This window comes from Advenella sp. EE-W14 (genome assembly GCF_012923605.1).
GTDB classification, from domain to species: domain Bacteria; phylum Pseudomonadota; class Gammaproteobacteria; order Burkholderiales; family Burkholderiaceae_B; genus Advenella; species Advenella alkanexedens.
In genome coordinates, this window is the sequence record NZ_JAAVNG010000010.1 from 138,921 (window position 1) to 164,597 (window position 25,677).

At 53.6% G+C, this 25,677-nt stretch carries 18 protein-coding genes and 2 pseudogenes; 9 read left to right on the plus strand and 11 right to left on the minus strand.

All coding sequences use genetic code 11. From position 1 onward, the window contains the following. The 9 genes and pseudogenes from cydB to HCX92_RS10185 all read right to left on the minus strand — a co-directional run bounded on the left by cydB (position 1) and on the right by HCX92_RS10185 (position 9,824). A complete protein-coding gene (cydB, locus tag HCX92_RS10145; RefSeq protein ID WP_169294851.1) occupies positions 1-1,134 on the minus strand; it encodes a cytochrome d ubiquinol oxidase subunit II in 1,134 nt (377 codons plus the stop codon). A 12-nt stretch (positions 1,135-1,146) separates the two neighbouring features. Beyond that, the gene (locus tag HCX92_RS10150) at positions 1,147-2,730 is read right to left on the minus strand and encodes a cytochrome ubiquinol oxidase subunit I (protein WP_169294852.1); all 1,584 of its coding nucleotides are present in this window, start codon (positions 2,728-2,730) and stop codon (positions 1,147-1,149) included. Between the two features lie 116 nt (positions 2,731-2,846). Then, positions 2,847-4,580 carry a ubiquinone-dependent pyruvate dehydrogenase gene (gene poxB, locus HCX92_RS10155; protein ID WP_169294853.1) on the minus strand — a complete coding sequence of 578 codons (1,734 nt, stop codon included), beginning with the start codon at positions 4,578-4,580 and terminating at the stop codon, positions 2,847-2,849. A 138-nt stretch (positions 4,581-4,718) separates the two neighbouring features. Then, entirely contained in the window at positions 4,719-6,221 is a 1,503-nt protein-coding gene (gene mqo, locus HCX92_RS10160) for a malate dehydrogenase (quinone) (RefSeq protein ID WP_169294854.1), read from the minus strand. A gap of 15 nt (positions 6,222-6,236) precedes the next feature. Further along, positions 6,237-6,614, minus strand: a complete 378-nt coding sequence (locus tag HCX92_RS10165; protein ID WP_371808410.1) for a hypothetical protein — start codon at positions 6,612-6,614, stop codon at positions 6,237-6,239. Between the two features lie 126 nt (positions 6,615-6,740). After that, a complete protein-coding gene (locus HCX92_RS10170; RefSeq protein WP_169294856.1) occupies positions 6,741-7,124 on the minus strand; it encodes a cupin domain-containing protein in 384 nt (127 codons plus the stop codon). A gap of 177 nt (positions 7,125-7,301) precedes the next feature. Then, a complete protein-coding gene (locus HCX92_RS15065) occupies positions 7,302-7,535 on the minus strand; it encodes an alpha/beta-hydrolase family protein (protein ID WP_371808411.1) in 234 nt (77 codons plus the stop codon). Next, a pseudogene (locus HCX92_RS10180) lies at positions 7,502-7,937 on the minus strand (alpha/beta-hydrolase N-terminal domain-containing protein); the annotation flags it as partial. The gene HCX92_RS15065 and the pseudogene HCX92_RS10180, both read right to left, overlap by 34 nt. Before the next feature lie 183 nt (positions 7,938-8,120). Beyond that, entirely contained in the window at positions 8,121-9,824 is a 1,704-nt protein-coding gene (locus tag HCX92_RS10185) for an IS1634 family transposase (RefSeq protein WP_169294859.1), read from the minus strand. A gap of 275 nt (positions 9,825-10,099) precedes the next feature. On the opposite strand from HCX92_RS10185, the gene HCX92_RS14780 reads away from it, so the two are divergent. The 9 genes from HCX92_RS14780 (at position 10,100) to HCX92_RS10225 (ending at position 23,462) form a co-directional block, all read left to right on the plus strand. Then, positions 10,100-10,441: a hypothetical protein gene (locus HCX92_RS14780; protein ID WP_211182356.1), complete on the plus strand. Its 342-nt coding sequence runs from the start codon at positions 10,100-10,102 to the stop codon at positions 10,439-10,441. Between the two features lie 20 nt (positions 10,442-10,461). Continuing rightward, positions 10,462-10,584 carry a plasmid mobilization relaxosome protein MobC gene (mobC, locus tag HCX92_RS15070; RefSeq protein ID WP_211182357.1) on the plus strand — a complete coding sequence of 41 codons (123 nt, stop codon included), beginning with the start codon at positions 10,462-10,464 and terminating at the stop codon, positions 10,582-10,584. A 145-nt stretch (positions 10,585-10,729) separates the two neighbouring features. Next, complete coding sequence (locus tag HCX92_RS10195) at positions 10,730-12,295, plus strand: class I SAM-dependent DNA methyltransferase (RefSeq protein ID WP_169294860.1); 1,566 nt, start codon at positions 10,730-10,732, stop codon at positions 12,293-12,295. Beyond that, complete coding sequence (locus HCX92_RS10200) at positions 12,285-13,619, plus strand: restriction endonuclease subunit S (RefSeq protein WP_169294861.1); 1,335 nt, start codon at positions 12,285-12,287, stop codon at positions 13,617-13,619. Before HCX92_RS10195 ends, HCX92_RS10200 begins: the two co-directional genes overlap by 11 nt. Further along, positions 13,616-14,791, plus strand: coding sequence for an SIR2 family protein (locus HCX92_RS10205; protein ID WP_169294862.1), 1,176 nt, complete (start codon positions 13,616-13,618; stop codon positions 14,789-14,791). Before HCX92_RS10200 ends, HCX92_RS10205 begins: the two co-directional genes overlap by 4 nt. Next, on the plus strand, positions 14,788-16,536 hold the full coding sequence (locus tag HCX92_RS10210) for an ATP-binding protein (protein WP_169294863.1): 1,749 nt from the start codon (positions 14,788-14,790) through the stop codon (positions 16,534-16,536). The genes HCX92_RS10205 and HCX92_RS10210 overlap by 4 nt, the downstream gene beginning before the upstream one ends. Then, positions 16,533-18,074, plus strand: a complete 1,542-nt coding sequence (locus tag HCX92_RS10215; RefSeq protein WP_169294864.1) for an RNA-directed DNA polymerase — start codon at positions 16,533-16,535, stop codon at positions 18,072-18,074. Before HCX92_RS10210 ends, HCX92_RS10215 begins: the two co-directional genes overlap by 4 nt. An 88-nt stretch (positions 18,075-18,162) precedes the next feature. Further along, positions 18,163-20,265 (plus strand): DUF262 domain-containing protein, encoded by a 2,103-nt coding sequence (locus HCX92_RS10220; RefSeq protein ID WP_169294865.1) that lies wholly within the window; start codon positions 18,163-18,165, stop codon positions 20,263-20,265. Then, on the plus strand, positions 20,265-23,462 hold the full coding sequence (locus HCX92_RS10225) for a type I restriction endonuclease subunit R (protein ID WP_169294866.1): 3,198 nt from the start codon (positions 20,265-20,267) through the stop codon (positions 23,460-23,462). The genes HCX92_RS10220 and HCX92_RS10225 overlap by 1 nt, the downstream gene beginning before the upstream one ends. 93 nt (positions 23,463-23,555) lie before the next feature. Here the strand turns inward: HCX92_RS10225 and HCX92_RS10230 are convergent. Continuing rightward, a pseudogene (locus HCX92_RS10230) lies at positions 23,556-23,702 on the minus strand (helix-turn-helix domain-containing protein); the annotation flags it as partial. A 185-nt stretch (positions 23,703-23,887) separates the two neighbouring features. Beyond that, on the minus strand, positions 23,888-25,420 hold the full coding sequence (locus HCX92_RS10235; protein WP_169294867.1) for an IS66 family transposase: 1,533 nt from the start codon (positions 25,418-25,420) through the stop codon (positions 23,888-23,890). Positions 25,421-25,677: the final 257 nt, after the last annotated feature.

Below are 25,677 nucleotides of genomic sequence, written 5' to 3' on the forward strand. Positions count from 1 at the left end.
TTAATACGATTCTTCGCTTTCAACGGTTTGGGTATTCACCTTACCGCGCATGATATAAAACGCCCAGCTGGTGTATGACACAATGATAGGCATAAAAAGCACCGTAAAACCCAGCATCCAGCTCATGGTCAGGGTACTGGCCCCTGAATTCCATACGGTAAGGCTGTGCGAAGGATTAGAGATGGACGGCATGACAAAGGGGAACATGGCCGCACCCACCATACCAATCACAGCAATCCAGGTGATGACCCCGGACCACCAGGCAAACACGGCCCGCTCTGCCCGAATAGCCAGAATACCGGCAATCAGGCTGACATACGCCAAGGCAGGCAAGACCCAAAGTACCGGATACTGACGGTAGTTTTTCAGCAGGCCACCGGCCTCAACCGTAACCGTTTGATGCAGCGGCGTCTGGGGCACACCCGGTGCTGGCGATTCAACAAGATTGAAACCGTGTAAGTTGGCAGACCAGATTCCCCCAATGGTAAGCAGCACCAGGGCAAGAATACCACTGAATACCGCCACCTTTTTGGCACGCTGACTGATTTGTTGCTCGCCACTGCCAATCAGCACCATGCATGCACCCATATGGGTCGCCAAAGAGACCGACACCACACCGCAAAGAATGGCATAGGGGTTAAACAGGCCGATAAAGCTGCCCGTGTAATACGACACCATCCGGTCATCAAAATGGAATGGCACCCCAATTAACACATTACCCACTGCGGCGCCAAAAACAAGCATGGGAATAAAACCTGACACAAACAGGCTCCAATCCCAGACATTGCGCCAGGTATCGTTTTTGATTTGGCTGCGGTACTCAAAACCCAACGGCCTGACAATCATGCTCCAAAGCAAAACAAGCATGACAATGTAAAAGCCTGAAAAGGCGGTTGCATAAACCAGTGGCCAGGCGGCAAAAATCGCACCGCCCCCTAAAATGAACCAGACCTGGTTACCGTCCCAATGGGGGCCAACAATGTTGATGGCCACCCTGCGTTCGGCATCGGTACGCCCGACATAGCGCAGGATAGTACCCACCCCCATATCCGTGCCTACCATGGCGCCCAAACCCATCAGCAGGACACCCAACAATAGCCACCAAATGATAATCAGATAAAAATAAATATCCATGGTGTTCACTCCTTATGCTGTAGCAGGCTGTGTTTGTGGAAGCTGACCACGCTGTTTAAGCTCGATCTCATCCGGTTCCTCCGGACCTTTCTTAATGCTGCGTATCATCAGATACATTTCTACAATGGCAAAGGTCGTATACAGCAAGACAAAGCCGGTCAGTGACACCACCATATAGGTAACCGAGTGCGTGGAGACTGACAACCAGGTCGGCAAGATCTCGTAAACCGTCCATGGCTGGCGCCCCATCTCGGCGACAATCCAGCCCATTTCACAAGCGATAAAGGGGACCGGAATCATCCATACCGAAAAGCGCAGGAACCTGCGCGACTGCTTGAGCTTGTTGCTTAACGTCAGCACGATGGCCACCACAAAATAACCCAACATTAACAGCCCCAGCGCAACCATAATGCGGAAGGTCCAGAAAATAATCCAGACTTCGGGAATGCTGTCTTTGGCCGCCAGCTCAATATCCGTCTCGGTAATTTGGGTCAAATCACCGCCAGGGGCATAGCGCTGCACCAGGAAGCCATAACCGACGTCCGCTTTATGTGCCTCGAACGTATCCAGTGCTTCCTGGTCGGTCGGGTCTTTACCCAGGCGCTCCATGGCCTGCACGGCAGGTATGCCATTGCGTATCCGCATCTTGGCCTCTTCCTTGATTTCACTGATAGAAGGCACCGTACCATCCAGTGAGTGCGTGACCAGAATCGACAGGAAGCCGGGCAACTGCACTTCAAACAAGTTACGCTCCTCTTCCTGCGAAGGAAGGGCAACCACATTGAAAGCCATTGGTGCTTTTTCAGGTTCCCACAGGGCTTCCATGGCAGCCAGTTTGCTGGGCTGGGCATGTCCACCGATAAAACCCAGGGCATCTCCAAGAGTAATTACCCCTGCCGTACCCAAAACCCCAAACAGGGCGGCAATACGGAAAGAGCGCTGGGCCACATCCTCATGCCGGCGGCGTAACAGATAAAACGCACTAATACCGCAAACAAAAATAGCCGCGGTGACGTAACCTGCCAACACGGTATGCACGAATTTGGCCTGGGCATCCGGGTTAAAGAACAGCGCATGAAAGCTGGACAGCTCCATGCGCATGGTGACCGGATTAAACTCGGCGCCCAACGGATGCTGCATGAAACTATTGGCCACCAGAATCCACAACGCGGACAGGTTCGAACCCAAGGCCACCAAATAAGTAATGACCAGGTGCTTGCCTTTGGATAGACGATCCCAACCAAAAACCATCAAGCCGACAAAGGTGGATTCCATGAAAAAGGCCATGAGCCCTTCAACGGCCAACAGGGTTCCAAAAGTATCACCCACAAAACTGGAATAATACGACCAGTTCATGCCAAACTGCAGCTCCATGGTAATACCGGTCGCCACACCCAGGGCAAAGTTAATCATGAACAGCCGCAGCCAGAATTTGGTTATCCGCTTATAAATCTCACGGCCGGTCACTACATAAACCGTTTCCATCACCGCCAGTAATACCGATAGCCCCAAAGTAAGCGGGACAAATAAAAAGTGGTACAAGGCGGTAGCTGCAAACTGCCAACGCGAAAGGTCAACTACAGTTTCACTTACCATTTTTATTACTCACTAAAAAATTGCCAGAATCCCTGCCATGCACGCCGACCAACAACACGTAAAAACTCCGACAAGAGACTTGCCGGCATGACAGGCCTTTACAAAACACGAAAAAACTAACGGTTAAAAAGGTTGACTTCGGCCAGATCAATCACATTTTTCATATGGCCGTCCATGACTGCACGCAGCCCCCAAAGACCGAACCCCTTGGCCTGCCCAAGATTAATACTGGGCGGCAAAATCAGTTCCTGGCTGGCCGTCACCACATCCAGTACGGCAGGACCCTCATGAGCCAGGAACTGCTCTACGGCCTGTGGCAATTCGGCAGGGTCTTCTACACGCTGCCCATAAATACCGGCGGCCTGTGCAATTTGGGCAAAATCCGGATTTTCCAGATTAACACCCGTATTCACAAAACCGGCCACCTTCATTTCAAGTGCCACAAAACCCAGCACGCCATTATTAAACACCACCACTTTGACAGGAACATTATGTTGCTTCAAGCTGATGATATCCCCCATCAGCATCGAAAAACCGCCGTCCCCTGAAAGCGTGACCACCTGGCGTTCGGGCATGGCCATCTTAATACCAATGCCCTGGGGCATGGCATTCGCCATTGAACCATGCGTCATGGAGCCGATCAGGCGCCTTTGTCCATTCATGCGCAGGTAACGGGCAGCCCACACAGTAGGTGTGCCAACATCAGCAGTAAATATGGCATCGGGCTCGGCTTTTTCACTGAGCACACTGGCCAGATACTGGGGATGGATAATCTTGTGTTCCCCTGGCCGTGCCAACATATCCAGATCCTTGCGCGCTTTCTCATAATCCTTGCGAGCCTCGTCAAGGAAAGCCTGACTGGTTCGTTGTTTCAATTTGGGCACAAGCAGTTTCAGGGTTTCTTTAACATCGCCCACCACCCCAAGCTGCAATCTTGCCCGCCGGCCCAGATTTTCCGCACGAATATCCACTTGGGCGATCTTGACGTGGGACGGCATGAATTGCTTATAGGGAAAATCGGTGCCCAGCATTAACAAGGTATCACAGGAATGCATGGCCTTATACCCCGAGGAAAAACCAATGAATCCGGTCATTCCCACATCATAAGGGTTGTCATATTCCACATGCTCCTTACCCCCCAGGGCATGCACGATCGGGCTTTTCAATGCCTCGGCCAGGGTAATCAACTCGGCATGTGCGCCCGCACAGCCACGGCCGACAAACAGAGCGACACGCTCTGAACCGTTTAATAAGTCAGCCAATGCCTGAACCTGCGGCTCATCGGGCAATACTTTGGGCGCGCGAGGCACCAGGCTTGCCCGGGGAGAAACCGACGTTACCGGTGAGGCCTGCAAGGCAATATCGCCCGGCAATACCACTACCGCGACACCACGCTGGCCCACTGCCGCACGAATCGCATTTTCAATCACATAAGGCAACTGGTCAGGATGCGAAACCAGTTCGCAATAATGACTGCATTCCTTAAACAACTGTTCGGGGTGCGTTTCCTGAAAATAACCACTACCAATTTCAGACGATGGAATATGCGCCGCAATGGCCAATACCGGCGTGCGAGTACGATGCGCATCAAACAGGCCGTTAATTAAATGTAAATTGCCCGGTCCGCATGAGCCGGCGCAAACGGCAAGCTCTCCGGTAACTTGGGATTCACCACTGGCGGCAAACGCTGCCACCTCTTCGTGGCGCGTTCCCACCCACTGGATGCCTCCGTGCACCCGCAAGGCTTCCGTCACGCCATTCAGGCTATCACCAACAACACCGTAAATGCGTTTTACCCCGACTTCAGCCAAGGTATGCACTAACAAATCCGCTACATTTTGTATTTTCATCATCCCCTCTTTTAAGATGAACGTTATGCTTTGGACTGCATGCCCCTTTTTAAAAACATTTAATAAAAAATCTTAAAAAGAAGCCCCTGAAAAATCGCCCCCGACAACAGAAAGGGGCTGCGTTGACAAGACTGCTTGTTAAATATTATCCAGCTTGAGTACTTTTGCGGTTTGCTGGCGGATATTGTTGCAGGCGTCAGCATCAAGCTTTAAATCAATCCCGTAAGTGGGAATCATGCGTTGCAGATTGGGAAGCCAGTCATTGGCATTGAGCCTGTCTGCAAAGCATTTTTGCAAAAGCTCCAGCGCAATAAATACCGCCGTGGATGCCCCGGGAGAAGCCCCCAACAAGGCTGCCATGGAATGATCCTGAGACGCAATCAGTTCGGTACCGAACTCCAGGCGCCCCCCATGATGCTCATGAGTAGGCTTGATAATCTGCACCCGTTGACCTGCAACAACATGCTGCCAATTTCCCCTTGTCGCCAATGGATAAAACTGGCGCAACATTTCAAACTGGTGCTCACCGCTTTGCAACACCTGGGTAATCAGGTATTCGGTCAAGTCCCAGTTGTCTTTGGCCACATCCAGCATGGGGATCACATTGGCGGGTCGCACGGTCCGGAATAAGTCCGTGAGCGATCCGTGTTTCAGGAAACGCGTGGAAAAACCGGCATACGGGCCAAACAGAATGGAACGCTTGCCGTTTACGATTCGGGTATCCAGGTGCGGTACCGACATGGGCGGGGAACCGGTAGGCGCCATGCCATAAACTTTGGCATGATGCCTTTGGCTGAGCTCATCAACATCACAGCGCAGCCAAATGCCCCCAACAGGAAAGCCGCCGTAGCCCTGCCCCTCTGGGATATCCGCTTTTTGCAGCAGTTCCAGGGCTCCGCCACCCGCCCCCACAAAGACGAAAGATGCCCGGTAATCCCGCTTCTCACGGGTTATTGAACAATGGGCACTGACCTCCCATTGACCGTCTGCATTACGTGTCAGGTCTGACACGGTGGTGTTGTAATGCACCTGTACACCGGGAGTCTTTTCAAGATGCCCAAAAAGCGTGTGCGTCAGGGTGCCGTAATCCACATCGGTGCCCGTGATCATGCGGGTGGCCGCCACCGGTTCATTACCTGTACGCCCCTCCATGATGAGCGGGGCCCAGTTGCCGATCTCGGCAGGGTCGGTACTGAACTGCATGCCGTGATAACAATGATGGGCGGACATGGCTTCGTAGCGGGCGCGTAAAAACCTGACGTTACCTTCTCCCCAGACAAAACTCATATGCGGGCAGGAACGGATAAAACTGGCAGGATCGTCAATCACGCCACGCCCAACCAGGTACGACCAGAATTGCCGCGACAGGTCAAACTCGGTATTGACTTCCAGTGCTTTGCTGATATCCACCGTACCATCGCTTTTTTGCGGTGTGTAATTCAGCTCACAATTGGCCGCATGGCCAGTGCCCGCATTATTCCAGCCATTAGAGCTTTCCTGCGCGCAATCATTCAGCTTTTCCAGAATAATAATTTTGGCATCAGGCATTAACTCTTTGAGCATCGTGCCTACCGTGGCACTCATGATGCCTGCACCAACCAATATAAAATCCGCCTGTTCGGATACCGGATTGATACTCATAAAATTAACCTCTCATCAATGTGAGTCAGGAATGAAAAGAACGTTAGTATCGGGGGACAGGGCCACATAAGCCCTGAACCAGGGTTCATCATTGACCAAATGCCAACGGTGTCCTCCGCCCGTTGTGTCCTCGGCCCATAAAACATCGCCAGGGTGCAGAACAAAACGCTTTCCCGTACGCGATTCGAACGCCAGTATTCCTCGCAGGGTGATCACAAATTGATCGGTCGGCGCATTATGCCAATCAAAACTGCCCCCGCTTTGTGTTTCCCGGAAAGAAACAAATCTGGCTGAAGCCATCAGGGTACTCGTGTCCTGGCCTTGTTTCATATCCATTTGCAACCGGCCTTCCTCAAAATCGGACTGCCCCGTTTCATCCGTAAATAAACGCACACAACGAATCATTGCTTGAACTCCATTTTTTTTTGATTATTTTTTATTAACCAGTTCTGCCAGCAAAATGGCGCACCGGTGAATTACCTGAAAAGCAAACAGACAAAAAATTTCAGCACAACAAAATCAATTTTCCATAAACGGTACAACCGCGTCCTGGGGCAAAGTGATATAAACCCTTACCCAGGGTTCGTCGCCAATCATCCGCCAGCGATGTCCTTTCCCACCTGTTTCTTCGGTAAAAAGCACATCTCCTGCCCTGATCTCGAAATGCTGACCTGCCTCGGTTTCAAAAGCCAGATGTCCTTTCAGGGTCACCACCAATTGCCGGTTGGGATCCGGGTGCCACGCTGAGGCCAAGCCCGCCGGCGTATGCCTGAAAAAAACCTTGTTTGCGCTCATTTGAGCAGTTGTGAAATCACCCCGTTCAGCCTCATCGTATTTCAATGTGCCTTCCTGTGCCTGTACCTGCCCCCTGGAATCGGTATATACGCGTACGCACCGCAACATGTTTTCTCCTTTTTCTTATATCAGTCAGCCAACCATAACCTACTTTATATTTCCTTGATGTTAATGTATACGATGGCTGTCTGTTAGAAACACTGAATCTCAATTAATAATGCGATATGTGGTTTAATTGTCACATAATTATTCAGTTCTATACTATTTATTGCCGGGCAAGCAAAGTTACGCCTGTGCGGATTCCAGCCCGCTTTCTGGCTGAAAAACCAGTGACATCGGGCTATTCAAATAAGAGTACTGTAAAGCCACACTGGCCACATCACCATGAAGCAAGTACTCCAGCCCATCCATGGCCGAAGGATCCACCCAGCCCGTTCCGCGATAAGCGGTTGGGGACGATCGGGCTCTAATAGTGCATCGTATTGCTGAAACGAACGATCCAACACCCGGAATGTATATTCAACCAAAACACCATTGGTTAACGTGATGATGAGAAATACCGCCAGCACTACACCTGCCACCGTGGAAACCCGACGCGGAAAGCGTTGATACAGCTTGCCAGTAAGCATTTTGCCAGGTTTTGACATGATAAGGGGCTGTTGCCATTAAACCCAGACAAGCCACAATGGCAACCGGTCTTACCACCCTTAAACTGGCTGAAGACAGGCCTGGCAGTTCAAGGTAACGATAAACACTGCGTAACACAACGCCAATGCCATAACCTGCCCCAAAAGCAAAACCGGAAAGCACCCCCTGCACCACCTGGTTTCGTGGAATCAGGCTGGGAGTTAAGGATGCGGCAAACAGCAATGCACCCAATATGAGTCCAAATCCACATATAGATCTGAAGAAATTTCGCATTTTATTTAATGTCTCTGTAAGTGATATATGTTCAGTCTTATGAGATGCAAGACTGAAGACTATTTTCTGCCCTGACTGGCGCAGTGACTACCTGGTATTTTGTAACGAAAACCATAACTCCCGAGTTCGACAGTTAAAATTTTAAGTTATTGATTTATAAAGGATTATGTTATAAACGCTCCATTACAAATTCACATATTCAACATCAGTGGTCGGTTTTTTAACCTTCAGGCTGGCTAACACAGCCGCTTGTTCCGCATCAATGGCGGAGATGCCGGTAACGGGTGCCTGACCATCGAAGGTGACTTTATGCGTCTGAATCCGGCGTAATATTGACAAGGCTCGTTCCGGTGAGCAGATGTCGGGCACCGGATTCTGGTACAGCCGTTCGCGCATGACACGCGCAAGCACCAAGTCAATAAAACAGATATACGCATGCGCCCGGATACGATCGGGCAAGCGATGATAGACTGGTCCGATTTCGATATCTGACTTGAGCATCTTGAATCCGCGTTCGATATCGGCCAGGGATTTATAACGGGCGATGACTTCGCTCGCCTTCAGATCCTGCGTATTGGTGACCAGTAGTAGTTTGCCATCCATGGCACGGGCCAGCGCTAATGCCTTTTCGTCAATATCATAGGTGAACAGTTCACTTTTCAGATCCACCCGGATAATGCGCCGTAGCCGTTGCTCACATACTTCGTGGTAAAACCGGGCGCGAACGCCACCGTCCGATAACCCACGACCCCGGCTTCGTTGGCCTTCGTCCTGCGAGTCAAGTTTTCCTACCCACTGTGCCGCTTGGGCTTCCAATTGGGCGATGGTGGCATCACGTTGCGCGGTTTGCTCAGCGGCTCGGTGCCGGTCGTGCGCGACGACCAACCGCAGGTTGTTCCACTGTTCCTCACCCACGATCTCGGATTCGTCAGCGGTTTGCGCACGCTGATTAAATGGTGCCAGCAGATCGGCAAATTCGTTGTAACGGCGGCCTGGTACCGCCAGAATAAATTCCAGCGGTGCGCCCGATGGCAGCACGATTTTTTGCAAGGTTTCCAGGTTATCTAACGACAGCAAGCCCCGGTCGGCAACAGCAATGACCCGTTTGATCGGGAAGCGTTCCAGTACCTTGAGTAAAGAAGACTTCAAGGTACCCACTTCGGCGGTATTGCCCGGGAAGACCTCGTGATAAAGGGGAATGCCTTCAGCGGTTTGCACCAGCCCCAGCATGAATTGACGGGCCAGGCCACCTTCCTTGGACTTACCAAACTGGCGGATCTCTTCGTCTGCTTCAGACAGGCCCTCGGCCCGTATAGTGGTCATATCGTAAAAGACAACAGAGAGGTCTTCACTGACAAGGGGCCGTACGGCATCGGCCAAGATCTTGTCAATGACGTCCTGGTGTTCAAGCAGTGCGTCCATGGTGCGCAACAGTTGTTGGTGATTGACGGACTCCAGGCTCGTATCAGGCAGGCTGACGGTCTTGAGCCATCGTAAGGTGCCTAGCTTGGAATCTGCATCGCATAAACGATTGATGACCATTACACGCAACAACGCTTCCAGATCAATGCGATGACGCGTTCGTTGCTTCAAGACCTGACGCAAACGGTCCAGCCCCAGTTGCTTCCAGATTTGGGTAAGGACCCAGACATCGCCCAACGCACGGGATGATTCAAACTGCGGTGTGCCGCTACCCGCGGCAGACGCGCCGTCCACACCGAGAATACGAGACAATCCCTCATGCATGGATTTGATTGAGTCACCCAGTTGATCCAACCGCCCAAGCGTCGCCACCGTGCGCTGCTTGGGGCGCCCAGTGTCGTCGCGGTAGGCCTCGACCAGCTGTACATAGCGCCTGGGGCCCGATTTGGTGACTTTGATAAACATGCCACTACTATATCACTATTTTAATATTTAATACAATGTTTTTTTATTAAAACGTGCCATTACAAATAATTGCATTAAATTAATTGAAAACCCGCATGAATAAAGGCGTTCGTGTCAAAAGCACAGGATTAAAGTGTCGAACTCAGGTGATCAAGGAAATTTCGTCATGACGAAAAATTGTAGGTGGGTGTGGACTAATGCAGGATAGGCACTTGGTGCCGGTGTGTGCTACACTACGTTTGCACTTTTCCCCCCCATTGTTGATAGGAGCGTCTATGCTGCGTGTGGCCGAGATTGGAGCTACTAGAGATAGCTATATCTATCGTCTCCGGATGCCTGCACCTTTGAGGGCGCAGTGGGACGAGTATTGCGAGAAGAAAGGCAAGAAATCAGCAGCGACATTAAGGACGCTGATTCGCTACATGATTCAGGACGATATACCGCCAGAGGTTCGGCATTGGATTTCCGAGCAGACGGAAGGAAAAGCGGATTCTGGCCCAAAAGAAAGGGTGGTTGTTCGTCTTACGCCGACCGAATATCAGGCCATTACTACAAGGGCCGTGTCGGAAGGCTGTTCACCTCAGCGCTGGGTATCAACTGCGTTCGGGCCAGCTTGATCCATGAGCCGCAGTTCACAATGGAAACGACGAAAGCGCTATGGCAGTCATCCCATCAGCTACGAGCCATTGGCCGGAATCTGAACCAGATAGCCAAACAATTAAATGAAGGCAAAAGCAGCGCCTCGAGCCTGAGTAACTAGAGAGGCTAGCCAGCTTTATTTATAAACATACAGACAAAGTGGCGGCAGTTCAGGATGCCAGCTTTAGCCGCTGGAAACTCGTCACAAGTCAGAATTGAATTCGCTTAACCCAAAGCCGCTGCGGAACAGACCCAACAGGAAGCATATGACAAAGCAAAAAACCAACAATGGCAATGCCGCTCACTTGGGCTTCGAAGCCGAACTCTTCAAGGCGGCGGACAAACTACGCGGCAACATGGAGCCCAGCGACTACAAGCACGTTGCCCTGGGCCTTATTTTCCTCAAGTACATCTCTGATGCCTTCGAGGCGCGCCACGCAGAACTCCTGGCCGAAGACCTGCAAGCCGCCGAGGACAAGGACGAATACCTCGCCGACAACATCTTCTGGGTACCCAAGGAAGGCCGTTGGTCGCACCTTAAGGCCAATGCCAAGCGTCCTGAAATCGGCACCCTGATCGACGACGCCATGCGCGCCATCGAGAAGGACAACGAATCCCTCAAAGGCGTGCTGCCCAAGGACTACGCCCGCCCGGCGTTGAACAAGGTGATGCTGGGTGAGCTGATCGACCTGATCTCCGGCATCGCCATGAACGAGAGTGGCGACAAATCAAAAGACGTGCTCGGCCGCGTCTACGAATACTTCCTCAGCCAGTTCGCTGGTGCCGAAGGCAAGCGCGGCGGCGAGTTCTATACCCCGCGCTCGGTGGTACAGGTACTGGTGCAGATGCTCGAGCCCTATCAGGGGCGTGTCTACGACCCCTGCTGCGGCAGCGGCGGCATGTTCGTGCAGAGCGAGAAGTTCGTGCTGGAGCATGGCGGGCGCATCGGCGACATCGCCATCTATGGTCAAGAGAGCAACTACACCACCTGGCGCCTGGCCAAGATGAACCTCGCTGTGCGAGGCATCGACTCCGATATCCGCTGGAATAACGAAGGCAGCTTCCACAAGGACGAGCTGCGCGACCTGCGCTTCGATCACATTCTCGCCAATCCGCCTTTTAATATCTCCGACTGGGGCGGTGACCGCCTGCGTGAAGACTCGCGCTGGCAATTCGGCGTGCCACCGGTAGGCAACGCCAACTACGCCTGGCTGCAACACATCTACTGGCACCTCGCGCCCTTCGGCACTGCCGGGGTGGTACTGGCCAACGGCTCCATGAGCTCCAATCAGAGTGGCGAAGGCGAGATCCGCAAGGCCATGGTCGAGGCCGACGCGGTGGATTGCATGGTGGCCCTGCCCGGCCAGTTGTTCTACTCCACGCAAATACCCGCCTGCCTGTGGTTCCTGGCGCGCGACAAGTCCAACGGCAAGCGCGGCAAAGAGACCCTGCGCGACCGGCGCGGCGAGGTACTGTTTATCGACGCCCGTAACATGGGCGTATTGGTGGACCGCACCCGGCGCGAACTCAGCGAGGCCGACATCCAGAAAATTGCCGATACCTACCATGCCTGGCGGGGCGAGAAGGACGCCGGGAAATACACGGACATCCCCGGCTTTTGCAAGGCTGCCACGCTGGACGAGATCCGCAAGCACGATTACGTGCTGACGCCAGGGCGCTACGTGGGCGCGGCGGAGCAGGAAGACGACGGCGAGCCGTTCACCGAAAAGATGGCGCGACTAGCGGCGCTGTGGCGCGAGCAGCAGCAGGAAGCCGTGCGGCTGGATGCGGCGATCGAGGCCAACCTGAAGGAGCTTGGGTATGGCGGGTGAATGGAAGACAGCCGCTCTGGATTCGCTCTGTGAATTGATTGCCGACTGCCCGCACTCGACGCCAGTGTGGACCGCCGGAGGTGTAGTCGTGTTGAGGAGCCAGAATATTCGCGGCGGTCGTCTTGATCTGTCGAGCCCAAGCTACACAGACGAAGAGCACTTCCAAGATCGTATTCGCCGAGCAGAACCTACTGCTGGGGATCTCGTGATTACTCGAGAAGCTCCAATGGGTGAGGTATGCCAGATACCCCCTGGCCTCCGCTGTTGTCTCGGTCAACGCATGGTATTACTGAGGCCGAATCGCTTGCAGGCTGATAGCCGTTATTTGCTTTTCGCCCTCCAGTCTCGCGCAGTGCAGACACAAATCATGTGGGCGGAAGGAACTGGGTCGACGGTCAGCAATCTGCGAATTCCAGACCTAAAGAAGCTCAAGATCCCCTCGCCACCCATTAATGAACAACGCGCCATCGCCCATATCCTCGGCTCACTGGACGACAAAATCGAACTCAACCGCCGCCGCAACCAGACCCTGGAGGCCATGGCCCGCGCCCTGTTCAAGGACTGGTTCGTCGACTTCGGCCCCGTCCGTGCAAAGATGGAAGGCCGCGAACCCTACCTCCCCGCCGACCTCTGGCAACTCTTCCCCGACCGCCTCGATGATGAGGGCAAGCCGGAGGGGTGGAAGGATGACTGCTTGGGATCGTTTACGAACATTAAAAATGGGTACGCATTCAAGAGTAAAGACTGGTGTGAAGCGGGCGTTCCAGTTGTAAAGATCGGCTCTGTGAAGCCATCTTTCGTAGACATTAGCCAGGTAAGTTTTATTGACGTGACACTAGCCAGGGAGAAGGAGTCTTTTAGGCTAAATGTTGGAGATATGTTGGTGGGTTTGACAGGGTATGTGGGCGAAACTGGCCGCATACCTCCGACCGATAATCGTCCCATGCTGAACCAGAGAGTTGGAAAGCTTGAACCATTTGATAGTCTCGAACCCTTTGTCTTTGCTTGCGTTCGAATGCCTGATTTCAAAGTGTTCGCCGAATCTAAGGCGCACGGGTCAGCGCAAGCAAATGTGAGCACAACCGAACTTCTGAAGTATCCAGTCGTAAATCCTGGAAGAGAGTTGCTAGAAGCTTTCTGCAGAATGTTGGAACCGTTGTTCTTGAAATCACTCGCGAACGAGGGAGAGCAAGCAACTCTATCTCGTCTCCGCGACACCCTGCTGCCCAAACTGATCTCCGGCGAGCTACGTATTCCCGGTGCTGAGCAATTCCTGGAGCGCGCCGAAGATAACGTGCCAAACAAGAAGAGGAGCCTGCCATGACCACCCATGATGAAGAGAAGCCCATAAAGGCATTCAAGGCTCCCCGAGAGGTCGAATGGCGACCACTTGAGGCAAAACCAGACGATGACGATCAGCAGAGGCGAGCCAGGAATAATCAGGAAGAGCTGCACAACATGTTACTGGGCTCACTCCAGATGCAGCATGTGGTCGTTCTGGCTGGTTCTGGCTGTTCGCTGGCAGCGGGCGCGCCCTCCATGTCTGACTTGTGGGATGCCGTAGTAGGTAAACCGGCAACTGAAGAGGCTAAGACGGCAGCCACAACGGTCAACCATGACATCAACACCAAGAACATCGAAGCGCTGTTATCCCGTATTGAAGCCTCTCTCCAACTGAATGAGGAGGCGGCGCTCCGAACGTTTCTGAATAACAGCAAGACAATCATTCTGGAAAAATGCTCGGGTTTTCTGGACGAGGAAAAGCTCGCAGCTCACCGCCGATTTCTGCACCGACTCTCTCGCCGCAGGGCCCGCGATCAGCGCCTGAAAATCTTTACCACTAATTATGACCTCTGCTTTGAGCGAGCCGCGAGCGCGCTGGGAGGCATCGCCATTGATGGTTTCTCGTTCACTGCACCACGCCGATATGACCCGCGTTATTTCAACTACGACTTGGTGCGCCGCCCTCGCAGTGGCGAGGAAGCCAGCTATCTTGAAGGCGTGTTCTTGCTTTACAAGCTGCATGGCTCGGTCAGTTGGGCCAAAAAGTCAGACGGAACATTGCTCGAAGAGATGAAGCCGACCCCGGATGAGGCCTGTTTGATTTACCCAGCAGCGGGAAAGTATCAACAAAGCTTCAGCCAGCCGCATCTGGAGTCGATGGCGCAGTATCTGTCAGCAGTTCGTGAACCTAACACGTGTGTCGTGGTTGCAGGATTTGGGTTCAATGATGATCACCTTTCAGAGCCTCTTCTTGCCGCTGTGCAGTCGAACCCTCATTTACGTCTGATCATTGTTGATCCTTATGCTGAACAGCAGACTACTGGCGAGAACAAGTATTGGCAGGCATTCAACTCTTTGGCATGTAAGGGAGAAGACATTTGGTTTGTTGCTGCGGACTTTGAAGCGTTCAGTGAAATGGTGCCCGATCTTAAATCGCTGACGCCGGCCGACACGTTGATGAAAGCAGTTCAGGGAGTGATTAAGCCGTCATGAAGCCAGCCGACATTGATACCGAGTTTCCTCGCGGATTGCTGCGACCTGAGCTGTTCTTGGGCGTTGCGGCATCGATCACTGCCCGAGCGGTGGGTGTGAATCTTTCCGAAGCTGGTAGGCCCAGCGGAGCGCACTTCTCGGGCGGGCGCTATGGGCGCGGCGAAGTCGGGGAATTCGTTCTGATTGAAGGTCAACAGAGCCTGATATTGGGTAGAATTTCGGAGATCAAAGTACGTGAACCGGAACGGCGCGGTATCACGCGGGATTTTGCGGGTAACACCGATCTGGACGCCCTTGGCCAGATTCAGCTGCTGGGCTGTGTGGCCACAGACAGCTTGCGGGTAACAGCAGGTGTCGATGCCTACCCCAGGCTGGGCGATCGAATTTACGCTGCACCACATCGTTTTATCGCCTTGCTTCCGCAGCTCATGGAGGTAGGCGGCGCGGAATCTCCCAGCGTCAGTCTGGAACTGGGCACGATTGATACCGCTCACGAGAGTGTAGTCTCGGTAAAGCCAGAGCGTCTTTTCGGCCGTCACTGCGCCATTTTGGGCGCTACAGGTGGCGGCAAAAGCTGGACCACCGCCCGCATCATAGAAGAATGCCTCCAACATCGAGCCAAGTTAATCCTGATTGACGCAACAGGTGAGTATCGGGACTTCCAGGGTGAGCATGTTACGCATCTTCATCTCGGCAACCCGGTCGCTACTGCTACGTGTTCGATAGCCTCCTCCTTACCGCCTACCGCCTTTCTGGAATCCGATTTCCTAGCGTTATTTGAACCGGCAGGCAAAGTGCAAGGCCCAAAACTGCGCGCAGCAATACGCAGCTTGCGTCTGGCGAATGTCAAGCCAGAGCTCGCACCCAAAGGTTTTATCGAAAAGGTCAATCAATCGAAGACCGCCATTGAAGCTGCCGAACAGGAGCCGGGCATTGCCAGCCAGTTGGATGATCCCAGCCAAGCCTTTGATGTGAACCAACTAGTCGCACAGATCGAACAGGAATGCGTCTACCCAGAAGGATTTGGCCAGCAAAGGGGACAGAAAGACTCAAGCAAATGGGGCGGCGAAGACGGTAACTTTTCTCATTGCCTGTCGCTGGTTGCAAGGATCAATGGTGTACTCACATCCCCGGCATTCTCATGCGTCTTCAAGGCTGAGCAGAAACCATCGGTCAGTGAAGCTATAAGCGCGTTCGCCAGTGATGACAAACGACTGCTAAGAATCTGTCTCAGCGGAGTTGCCTATGAGTATCGCGCTCGCGAAATTATCGCCAATGTGATAGGTCGCTTGCTGCTGGGAAAAGCCAGAAATGGCGACTTCAAAGAGCGCCCGCTGGTGGTTATAGTGGATGAGGCGCATAACTTTCTTGGGCGCCATTTAGGCAGTGACGATTATCAAGCGAAACTTGATGCCTTTGAGATCATAGCCAAGGAGGGCCGAAAGTACGGACTCACGGTATGCCTTGCCAGCCAGCGTCCACGCGACATTACTGAAGGCGTGCTAAGCCAAATGGGCACCTTGATTGTACACCGCCTAACCAATGAGCGGGACAGGGAGGTGGTCGAACGCGCCTGTGGTGAAATTGACCGGGCAGCTTCTGCATTCCTGCCAAACCTTCGGCCAGGTGAGGCCGCGATTATTGGCACCGACTTTCCAATACCAATGACTATCCAGATCAAGGAACCTGACACCAAGCCACTGTCAGACGGGCCAAGGTATCAAGAGTGCTGGGGTGCTCCATGAAAAGCACCGAGGCAAAATACTCAACCAGAAAGTCGGCAAGCCGACAGTCGATCCTTGAGCTTTCTGCGGAGGAGGCCCGGGCATTTTTTCTCAAAGCAGAGAGCTATTGTAGTCTCGATTTGCCGCACTATATTCGCTTTGACGCATTGATTGAGAATACACATAAAGCTCTTGAAGGGAAGGCACTATCTGGCTTGTCCTGTAAGCCACGAGACCATGATGATGTGAATTACACTGTCCTTAACAACAAGGATGGCAAGTATGCATGGCGGCCGTTTCAGCTTATCCACCCAGCTCTGTATGTATCCCTTGTCCACCAGTTAACTACGAACCCCAATTGGGAGTTGGTGAAGGAGCGCTTCGCTACATTCTCTGCGAACAGCAAGATTCACTGCCTGAGTTTGCCGGTTGTTTCTCTGTCAGAGGAAAAAGACAAAGCAGAACAAGTGTCTCAATGGTGGCACTCAGTGGAACAGCGCTCCATTGAGCTTTCACTTGAGTATGAGTATTTAGTTGAGACTGATATTACTGATTGCTACGGCGCTATCTATACCCACTCGATAGCGTGGGCATTGCACACCAAGCAGGAGGCGAAGGCAAAGCGAACTAATAAAAGCCTGCTCGGAAACGTTATAGACGCCCATATCCAAGACATGCGCCATGGCCAGACCAACGGCATTCCACAAGGCTCTGTGCTGATGGACTTTATTGCCGAGCTAGTGCTTGGCTTTGCTGATCTGGCACTATCAGAGAAAATACAAAGTCTGGAAATCGAGGATTATTGTATCCTGCGCTACCGTGACGATTACCGCGTATTCATAAATAACCCACAAGACGGCGAGCGAATCATCAAGCTTCTCACCGAGGTTACGATTGGCCTTGGCTTGAAGCTTAATCCTGGGAAAACCAGAGCAAGCGACGATGTCGTGCGCGCGTCAATCAAGAGCGATAAGCTGGCTTGGATCTTCCGCAAACATAGAGAAAAAAGTCTGCAAAAGCACCTGCTCATCATTCACGACCATGCTACCCGGTTTCCCAATGCTGGCAGTCTCGTGGTGGCACTAAATGAATTCCACAAGCGTATTTCACGCTTGAAGCGCCTACTCGAACAGCCGATGCCTATGATCGCAATTGTTGTGGATTTTGCGTACCGCAACCCCCGGACCTATGCAATCTGTGCAGCGATCCTCAGTAAGCTGATGAGTTTTCTCGATTCTGAGGATGAGAAGAAAGACGTAGCCGAGAAGATCAAGACTCGGTTTGCCAAGATTCCGAATACTGGTCATATGCAGATATGGATACAGCGAGCCACCCTGCCCATTGCCAAAGAAATATCGTATCAGGAACCAATATGCAGGCTGGTATCAGGAGAAGATGTGTCGCTGTGGAGCACCCGATGGATAACCAGCGCAGATTTAAAAAGAGCAATTACTACACCAGTTATTGACCAACCCGCACTTGAAACACTGGAACCAGTGATCCCGATTGACGAGGTGGAACTATTTCTCTCGAAGGAAACGGGGGGTTACTATCAATGATCCCCATCATCGACAACTTCAAGGTGCCAAGAAGGCAGCACACGCTAGTGCAAATAGAGCCAGTGAAATCTGTGCTGGGAGGAGCCCCATGAAAGCCACCGAAGCCAAACTGCTGGACTTTTTGAAAAAATCTCCGCAGTTCATTATTCCCATCTATCAACGCACCTACTCCTGGAATGAACCTCAGTGCCAGCAACTGTGGGACGACATTCTACGTGCTGGCAGTGACGATAACATTGGTGGGCACTTCATCGGCTCAGTGGTCTATATCGAACAGGGTTTATATCAGGTTTCCAGCCAATCACCCTTGCTGGTGATCGACGGGCAGCAACGCCTGACCACGGCCATGCTGATTATCGAGGCGCTGTGCCGACACTTGGGCGATGACGAGCCCATCGACGGCTTCTCGGCTAGAAAGCTGCGCAACTATTACTTGCTCAACCCGCTGGAAGACGGCGAGCGTGGCTTCAAGCTACTGCTGACACAGACCGACAAGGACAGCCTGTTGGCGCTGCTGCGGCAAAAGCCCTGGCCGGCCCAGCCTTCTCTGCGCATTCAGGAGAACTTCGCGTTTTTCGAGCAGAAGGTGAAGACGCTAACTGACCTCAAGCCGCTGTGCCAAGGGTTGGCTAAGCTGATCATTGTGGATATTGCGCTCAGCCGCGACCAAGATAACCCTCAACTGATCTTCGAAAGCATGAACTCCACCGGGCGGGCGCTAAGCCAGGCCGACCTAATCCGCAACTTTGTTTTGATGGGGCTAGAGCCCGAGCACCAGACCCGGCTTTACGAGGATCACTGGCGACCGATGGAGGTCGCATTTGGGCAGGAAGGCTATGGCGAGCATTTCGACTGGTTCATGCGCCATTACCTGACAGTCCGCACGGGCGAGCTGCCCAAAATCGGCGATGTATACGAAGCCTTCAAGGCCTTTGCCCGAACCCCGGAACAGTCGGCAGCAGGGGTAGATGCGCTAGTGGCCGATATCCACACGTTTGGTGGTTATTACTGCGCCATGGCGCTGGGACAAGAAACCGACAAGAGGCTGGCCGAGGCGTTTCAGGATCTGCGCGAGTTAAAGGTCGATGTGGCCTACCCTTTCCTACTGCAACTCTATGATGACTATGCCAGGGCTCAGCTGAGTAGCGATGATTTCATCGCAGCTGTGCGCTTGGTGGAGGCCTATGTATTCCGGCGTGCAGTGTGCGCTATCCCCACCAACTCTCTGAACAAAACCTTCGCCAACTTCGGCCGAGCCTTGAAAAAGGACAGATATCTGGAAAGCATTCAGGCGCATTTCCTTGGTTTGCCCTCTTATAGGCGCTTTCCCAATGACGAGGAGTTCAAGCGTGAGCTGAGCGTGCGCGACTTGTATAACTTCCGCAGCCGCAGCTATTGGCTGCGCCGACTGGAGAACCACGGTCGCAAGGAGCGGGTGCCGGTGGATGAATACACCATCGAACATATCCTGCCACAGAACGAGAACCTTTCAGCCAAATGGCGTGAGGCGCTCGGCTCCGACTGGCAGCGGGTGCAGGAGAGTTGGTTGCACACACTTGGCAACCTGACACTCACGGGTTACAACACCGAATACAGTGATCGCCCCTTTGCCGAGAAGCGCGACATGCAGGGAGGCTTCAAGCAGAGCCCGCTGCGCTTGAATGAGGGTTTGGGTGCGTTGGATACCTGGAACGAAGAAGCGATTCAAACCCGCGCCCAGCGCCTGGCCGCTCAGGCGGTGACCGTTTGGCAAGCCCCCGCTCTGTCAGCGGAGACGCTTGCTACCTATCGGCAGGCGTCACCTGCCAGTGTCAGCTACGACCTGAGCGACCACCCGCAACTGGCAACCGGCAGCCCCATGAGGGCATTGTTCGACGCGCTGCGCAAGGAAGTAATGGCTTTAGACCCCGGTGTAACCGAAGAAGTGCTCAAGCTTTATATTGCCTTCAAGGCCGAGACCAACTTCGTGGATGTAGTGCCACAAAAAAGCCGTCTGCGCCTTTCCCTGAACATGGCCTTCCATGAGCTGCATGATCCAAAGGGTGAAGCGAAGGATGTGACGAACCTGGGCCGCTGGGGTAACGGGGATGTCGAAGTGGGGCTCACCTCGCTGGATGAGCTGCCCTATGTCATGGGGCTGGTGCGGCAAGCGTTTGAGAAACAGATGGATAACGGCGGAGGGAATACGTGATGGCCTTTCTCTCCGAAGCCCAATTGGAAACCGCACTGCTAGATCAACTGACCTCGCTCGGTTTTGCCAGCGCAACAGATGAGATCATAGGCCCGGACGGCAGTCAGCCGGAGCGTGATGCCTATGATGAAGTCGTGCTGAAAGGCCGGCTGGGTGATGCGGTGGCGCGCCTGAACCCAACGCTGCCGTCCGAAGCACAGGCAGACGCCATACGCCGCCTGACACAATCGGAATTGCCGAACCTGCTGGAAGAGAACCGCCGAATCCATCGCCTGCTGATCGATGGCGCGGAGGTTGAATATTATGGTGATGACGGCGTGCTCACAGCAGGCAGCGTGCGGCTGATCGACTTCGAGCAGCCGGACAACAACGACTGGCTGGCAGTGCAGCAATTCACGGTAGTTGCCGGACAGGTGAAGCGACGACCAGACGTTGTGTTATTCGTCAACGGCCTGCCGCTGGCCGTTATTGAGCTCAAGGCCCCTGGCGGCGAGAACGCCACCCTGACAGGCGCTTTCAATCAACTTCAAACCTACAAGCAACAAATCCCGACACTGTTTCGCAGCAACGCACTGCTGGTGACCTCTGATGGTTTGTCGGCGCGGGTCGGCTCGTTGTCGGCGGACCAAGAGCGCTTCATGCCTTGGCGAACTACGGACGGTCAGCATATTGAGCCCAAGGGTTCGCCTGAGATGGCCACCCTGATCGAGGGCGTGTTCGAGCGGGGGCGTTTTCTCGACTTGCTGCGTCACTTCACGGTATTCGGGGAAAGCCCGTCTGGACTGATCAAGATCATCGCCGGTTATCACCAGTTTCACGCCGTTAAGAAGGCTGTGATTTCCACGCTAAGGGCCAGTCAGGTCGCGGTTGCTGAAGACCCCGCAGTCTATGGCTTGCCTAGTGTGAAGGACCAACCGCCCGGCGACCGGAAGGCCGGAGTTATTTGGCATACCCAGGGCTCCGGCAAGAGTTTGTTGATGGCCTTCTATGCGGGGCTACTGGTGTTCGAGCAGCGCATGGAGAATCCCACTTTGGTGGTGCTCACTGATCGTAATGATCTCGACGATCAGCTTTTTGCCACCTTCGCTATGTGCAAGGACCTTATTCGACAGACACCTGTTCAGGCGGAGGACAGGGAGCACCTGCGTACCTTACTGTCTCGCGCTTCCGGTGGTGTTATCTTCACCACGTTACAGAAGTTTTCGCCAGCCGCCGATGAAACGGATTTCCCGGTGCTGACTGATCGCGCCAATGTGGTGGTGATCGCAGATGAAGCACACCGAAGCCAGTATGGCTTCAAAGCCAAAGTCGCCAGCCAGACCGGTGAGATTGCTTATGGCTTCGCCAAATACTTGCGCGATGGCCTGCCCAACGCCTCATTCATCGGCTTTACGGGCACCCCCATCGAAGCGACTGACGTCAACACACCTGCGGTGTTTGGTCATTACATCGACATCTATGACATCAGCCGTGCCGTAGAAGATGGGGCGACCGTACCCATTTATTACGAATCTCGCCTGGCGCGCATTGAGCTTGATGACGATGAAAAGCCACGTATTGATGCGGAAATTGAAGCACTACTGGAAGACCAGGACGAGTCCAGCGCCGAACGTACCAAACAGAAATGGAGCACGGTCGAAGCTCTGGTAGGCAGCGATAAGCGCTTGGCATTGATCGCGAGCGATCTAGTGCAGCATTTTGAGGACAGGGTCGCGGCGCTGGATGGCAAAGCGATGGTGGTATGCATGAGCCGGCGCATTTGCGTGGCCCTTTACGATGAGATCATCAAGCTACGACCGGACTGGCACAGCAGCGATGATACCGCGGGCAGCGTCAAGATCGTGATGACCGGCGCTGCCAGCGACCCTGTTGAGTGGCAGCAGCATATCGGCAACAAGGCACGACGTGACTTGTTGGCCAAGCGAGCTCGCGACCCTAAAGACCCGCTCAAGCTGGTGATTGTGCGCGATATGTGGCTGACCGGCTTTGATGCGCCCAGCATGCATACTATGTACATCGATAAACCGATGCGCGGCCATGGCCTGATGCAGGCTATTGCTCGCGTTAACCGCGTATTCCGTGACAAGCCGGCGGGCTTGATAGTGGATTACATTGGCATTGCCCAAAACCTGAAAGCAGCACTGGCGCAGTACTCCAAGCCAGACCAAGACAAGACCGGCATCGACGAAGCCGAAGCCGTGGCGGTGATGCTGGAGAAGTACGAAATCGTGCGCGATATGTTCCACGGCTTCGACTACCGCAGTGCTCTGGATGGCACACCCGGCGAGCGACTGACGATGATGGCCGGGGCCATCGAATGGATACTCGACAAGCAGCAACAATGGGCGGCTGCCGAGCAAACGCCAGAGTCCAAGAAGCAGGCCCAGCGCCGCTTTGCCGACGGAGTATTGGCTTTGTCCAAAGCCTTTGCCCTGGCTTCGAGTTCTGATGAAGCACGCACGATCCGCGAAGAGGTGGGATTCTTTCAGGCCATCCGGGCCGCTTTATCGAAGACCGCAAGCGGTAGCGGTGGAACGCGTCAGGACCGCGAGTTGGCTATTCAGCAAATAGTAAGTCGAGCTGTAGTGTCGACGGAAATTGTCGACATCCTGGCTGCGGCTGGCATCCAAACCCCTGACATCTCCATCCTCTCTGACGAGTTCCTGCTCGAAGTGCAGCAGATGGAGAAGAAGAACCTCGGCCTGGAAGCACTACGCAAGCTGCTGAACGATGACATCCGCTCACGCACCCGTACTAACGTTGTGGAAAGTCGTGCCTTTACTGAAAGACTAGAGGACGCTATTGCGCGGTACCACGCCAATGCCATCACCACAGCCGAGGTGCTGCAAGAGCTAATACAACTGGCCAAGGACCTGCGAGCAGCCCGAGAACGTGGTGAAGCCAACGGGATGACCAATGAGGAAATCGCTTTCTACGATGCGCTTGCCGAAAACGAGTCCGCCATGGAAGTTATGGGTGATGAGCAGTTACGTGTGATAGCCCATGAACTACTCATGAGCCTGCGGGATAATGTCACCGTGGACTGGGCGCACCGCCAGTCAGCTCGTGCCAGGTTACGGGTGCTGGTGAAGCGCATTCTGCGCAAGTATGGCTATCCGCCGGACTTGCAGGATGCAGCCGTGCAGACGGTGCTCCAGCAGGCCGAGGCTCTGACGGAGCTGTGGCAGTTAGCTTGATGTTTCGCACAGTGCCGAGCTGGCCGCCAACTGACAAGAATTCCTTGTCAGTTGGGCTTGCCGGTGTAGAGAACTAGCAGTCAAGCTCAGCCGTTAAATCACCGCTTCAAGACCTTTGCGCTCTATCAGGTTCAACAGTTTGAGTGACGGCCCGCTCGGCTTCTTGTCACCGACTTCCCACTTTTGAACCGTTGACACACTGGTATTCAGCACGGCGGCAAAAACCGCCTGACTGACGTTCGACTGTATAGCTGTTCCGATCGGTACAGTAGCGGTACATACATCAGTTTTGGCCACCTGCGCATAAATACGCTAAACTACTGACGCATAAGTACTTTCTACTTATTTTGATTACGCTCGTATACGCTTGATTTGTAAGCATCCGCCCCATACCGTATTGACAGCTTAAAACTTGTTTTTTACAGCTACACTCGCCAGGGCAATAACTCGTCTACGCGATTAACCGGATAGTCGGCAATCACCGACAGCACATGACACAGGTACGCCTCGGGATTGATATCGTTCAGTTTGGCCGTGCCCAGCAAACTGTAAAGCGTTGCCGCCCGCTCACCACCCGCATCCGAACCCAGGAATAAGTAATTCTTGCGTCCAACAGACACGCCGCGCAAGGCTCGTTCTGCCGCGTTATTATCGATTTCGATTTCCCCATCATCCAGATAGCGTGTCAAGGCCTGCCACTGGTTAAGGGCATACTGGATGACGGATTTACGTGACAGAGTCGGTAACTGCTGCATGAACCACTCATGCAAGGCAAGCACAATGGGCAATGACTTGTCCTGGCGCTCGGCCTGACGAGTTTGTGGTGGACTGCCCCGGATGCCGGCCTCAATCTCATATAAACGGCCAATTTGAGTGAGCACATGATGGGTAATATCAGAGGGCCGATGGACATGAATATCATGGAACTTGCGCTGGGCATGGGCCCAGCAACCTGCTTGGGTAACCTTGCCGGTTCGGTATACCTCGTTGTAACCGGCATAGGCATCAGCCTGTAAAATACCCTCGAAGTTTTTAAGGTGGGTTTGCGGATGGATGCCCTTGCGATCGGGGGAGTAGCGGAACCAGACCGCCGGTGGCTGGGTGCCGCCACTGGGGCGATCATCACGGGCATACACCCATAAGCGGGCTTGCCGGGTTTTACCGCTACCCGGTGCCAGCACCGCAATCGGGGTATCATCGGCATGTAGCTTGCGGGCGCTAAAAACATGCTGGTGCAAGGCGTTGATCAATGGGCGCAGTAATTGATGCACGCCACCTACCCAGTCACCCAGCGTGCTCTGGCTCAAGGAAACATGCTCCCGCTCCCACATCTGGCTTTGGCGGTACAAGGGTAAATGATCCAGATATTTGGAGACCATGATATGGCTGAGCAATCCTGCTCCGGCATAACTGCGCGCCAAGGGACGGCTGGGTGCCGGTGCCTGTGCCATGCGATCGCACTGGCGGCAACTGAAGCGGGGACGCACATGGCGGATCACACGCAAGCTGGCGGGGACATAGTCCAGTACTTCACTCACATCTTCGCCAATACGTCGCCAGGCGCCACCACAATCGGGGCAGCAGCACGCCTGCGGCAGGTGCTCCTGGATATCGCGAGGCAGATGTTCGGGTAATGGTTTGCGCACCGGAGCGGTGCGCGTTGGCAGTGTAACAGGTTCTGGCTGAACGGGATGATCTCCCTGCTTGATGTGCAGTTCTTCCAGCTCCAGTTCCAGCTGTTCTATCTGGCGCACCAGTTTCTCAGACTTCTGGCCAAACAGCAGGCGCTGTAATTTGGCCAGTAATAAAGTCAAGCGTTCGATTTCCTGTTTATCGTTCAGGCGTCCTGATTTCAGGGTGTCACGCTCCAGCCGAACCGCTTCCATGTCGGCTTGCATGGCAAGCACCAAATGCTGTAAATTTTCAATGGAATCGGGAAGCGGTGGCGGTGTAGGCATAGCCGTTATTTTACCAAACAACCACCCTGACAGCATTAAATAAAAAGCCGGAACGCCAGTCAATACGCCATTCTGTCGTTTTTAGGGCGTCTATACGCGACTCGGTTTATGTGTTCTGGCGGGACGTCGCCAATCAATCCCTTCCAGCAACATCGACAGTTGTGCGGGCGTTAAATGCGTAAGCTTACCGTCAAGCGCACAGTTCATAACTAGAGACTTCTGCTGCTAACTGTCGTTTAAATTCACTGGGTGGTAAG

Coding starts and splice junctions, on each gene's coding strand:
- cydB (WP_169294851.1), bottom strand. CDS start 1,134: ATGGATATTTATTTTTATCTGATTATCATTTGGTGGCTATTGTTGGGT.
- HCX92_RS10150 (WP_169294852.1), bottom strand. CDS start 2,730: ATGGTAAGTGAAACTGTAGTTGACCTTTCGCGTTGGCAGTTTGCAGCT.
- poxB (WP_169294853.1), bottom strand. CDS start 4,580: ATGAAAATACAAAATGTAGCGGATTTGTTAGTGCATACCTTGGCTGAA.
- mqo (WP_169294854.1), bottom strand. CDS start 6,221: ATGAGTATCAATCCGGTATCCGAACAGGCGGATTTTATATTGGTTGGT.
- HCX92_RS10170 (WP_169294856.1), bottom strand. CDS start 7,124: ATGTTGCGGTGCGTACGCGTATATACCGATTCCAGGGGGCAGGTACAG.
- HCX92_RS10185 (WP_169294859.1), bottom strand. CDS start 9,824: ATGTTTATCAAAGTCACCAAATCGGGCCCCAGGCGCTATGTACAGCTG.
- HCX92_RS14780 (WP_211182356.1), top strand. CDS start 10,100: ATGCTGCGTGTGGCCGAGATTGGAGCTACTAGAGATAGCTATATCTAT.
- mobC (WP_211182357.1), top strand. CDS start 10,462: ATGGAAACGACGAAAGCGCTATGGCAGTCATCCCATCAGCTACGAGCC.
- HCX92_RS10195 (WP_169294860.1), top strand. CDS start 10,730: ATGACAAAGCAAAAAACCAACAATGGCAATGCCGCTCACTTGGGCTTC.
- HCX92_RS10200 (WP_169294861.1), top strand. CDS start 12,285: ATGGCGGGTGAATGGAAGACAGCCGCTCTGGATTCGCTCTGTGAATTG.
- HCX92_RS10205 (WP_169294862.1), top strand. CDS start 13,616: ATGACCACCCATGATGAAGAGAAGCCCATAAAGGCATTCAAGGCTCCC.
- HCX92_RS10210 (WP_169294863.1), top strand. CDS start 14,788: ATGAAGCCAGCCGACATTGATACCGAGTTTCCTCGCGGATTGCTGCGA.
- HCX92_RS10215 (WP_169294864.1), top strand. CDS start 16,533: ATGAAAAGCACCGAGGCAAAATACTCAACCAGAAAGTCGGCAAGCCGA.
- HCX92_RS10220 (WP_169294865.1), top strand. CDS start 18,163: ATGAAAGCCACCGAAGCCAAACTGCTGGACTTTTTGAAAAAATCTCCG.
- HCX92_RS10225 (WP_169294866.1), top strand. CDS start 20,265: ATGGCCTTTCTCTCCGAAGCCCAATTGGAAACCGCACTGCTAGATCAA.
- HCX92_RS10235 (WP_169294867.1), bottom strand. CDS start 25,420: ATGCCTACACCGCCACCGCTTCCCGATTCCATTGAAAATTTACAGCAT.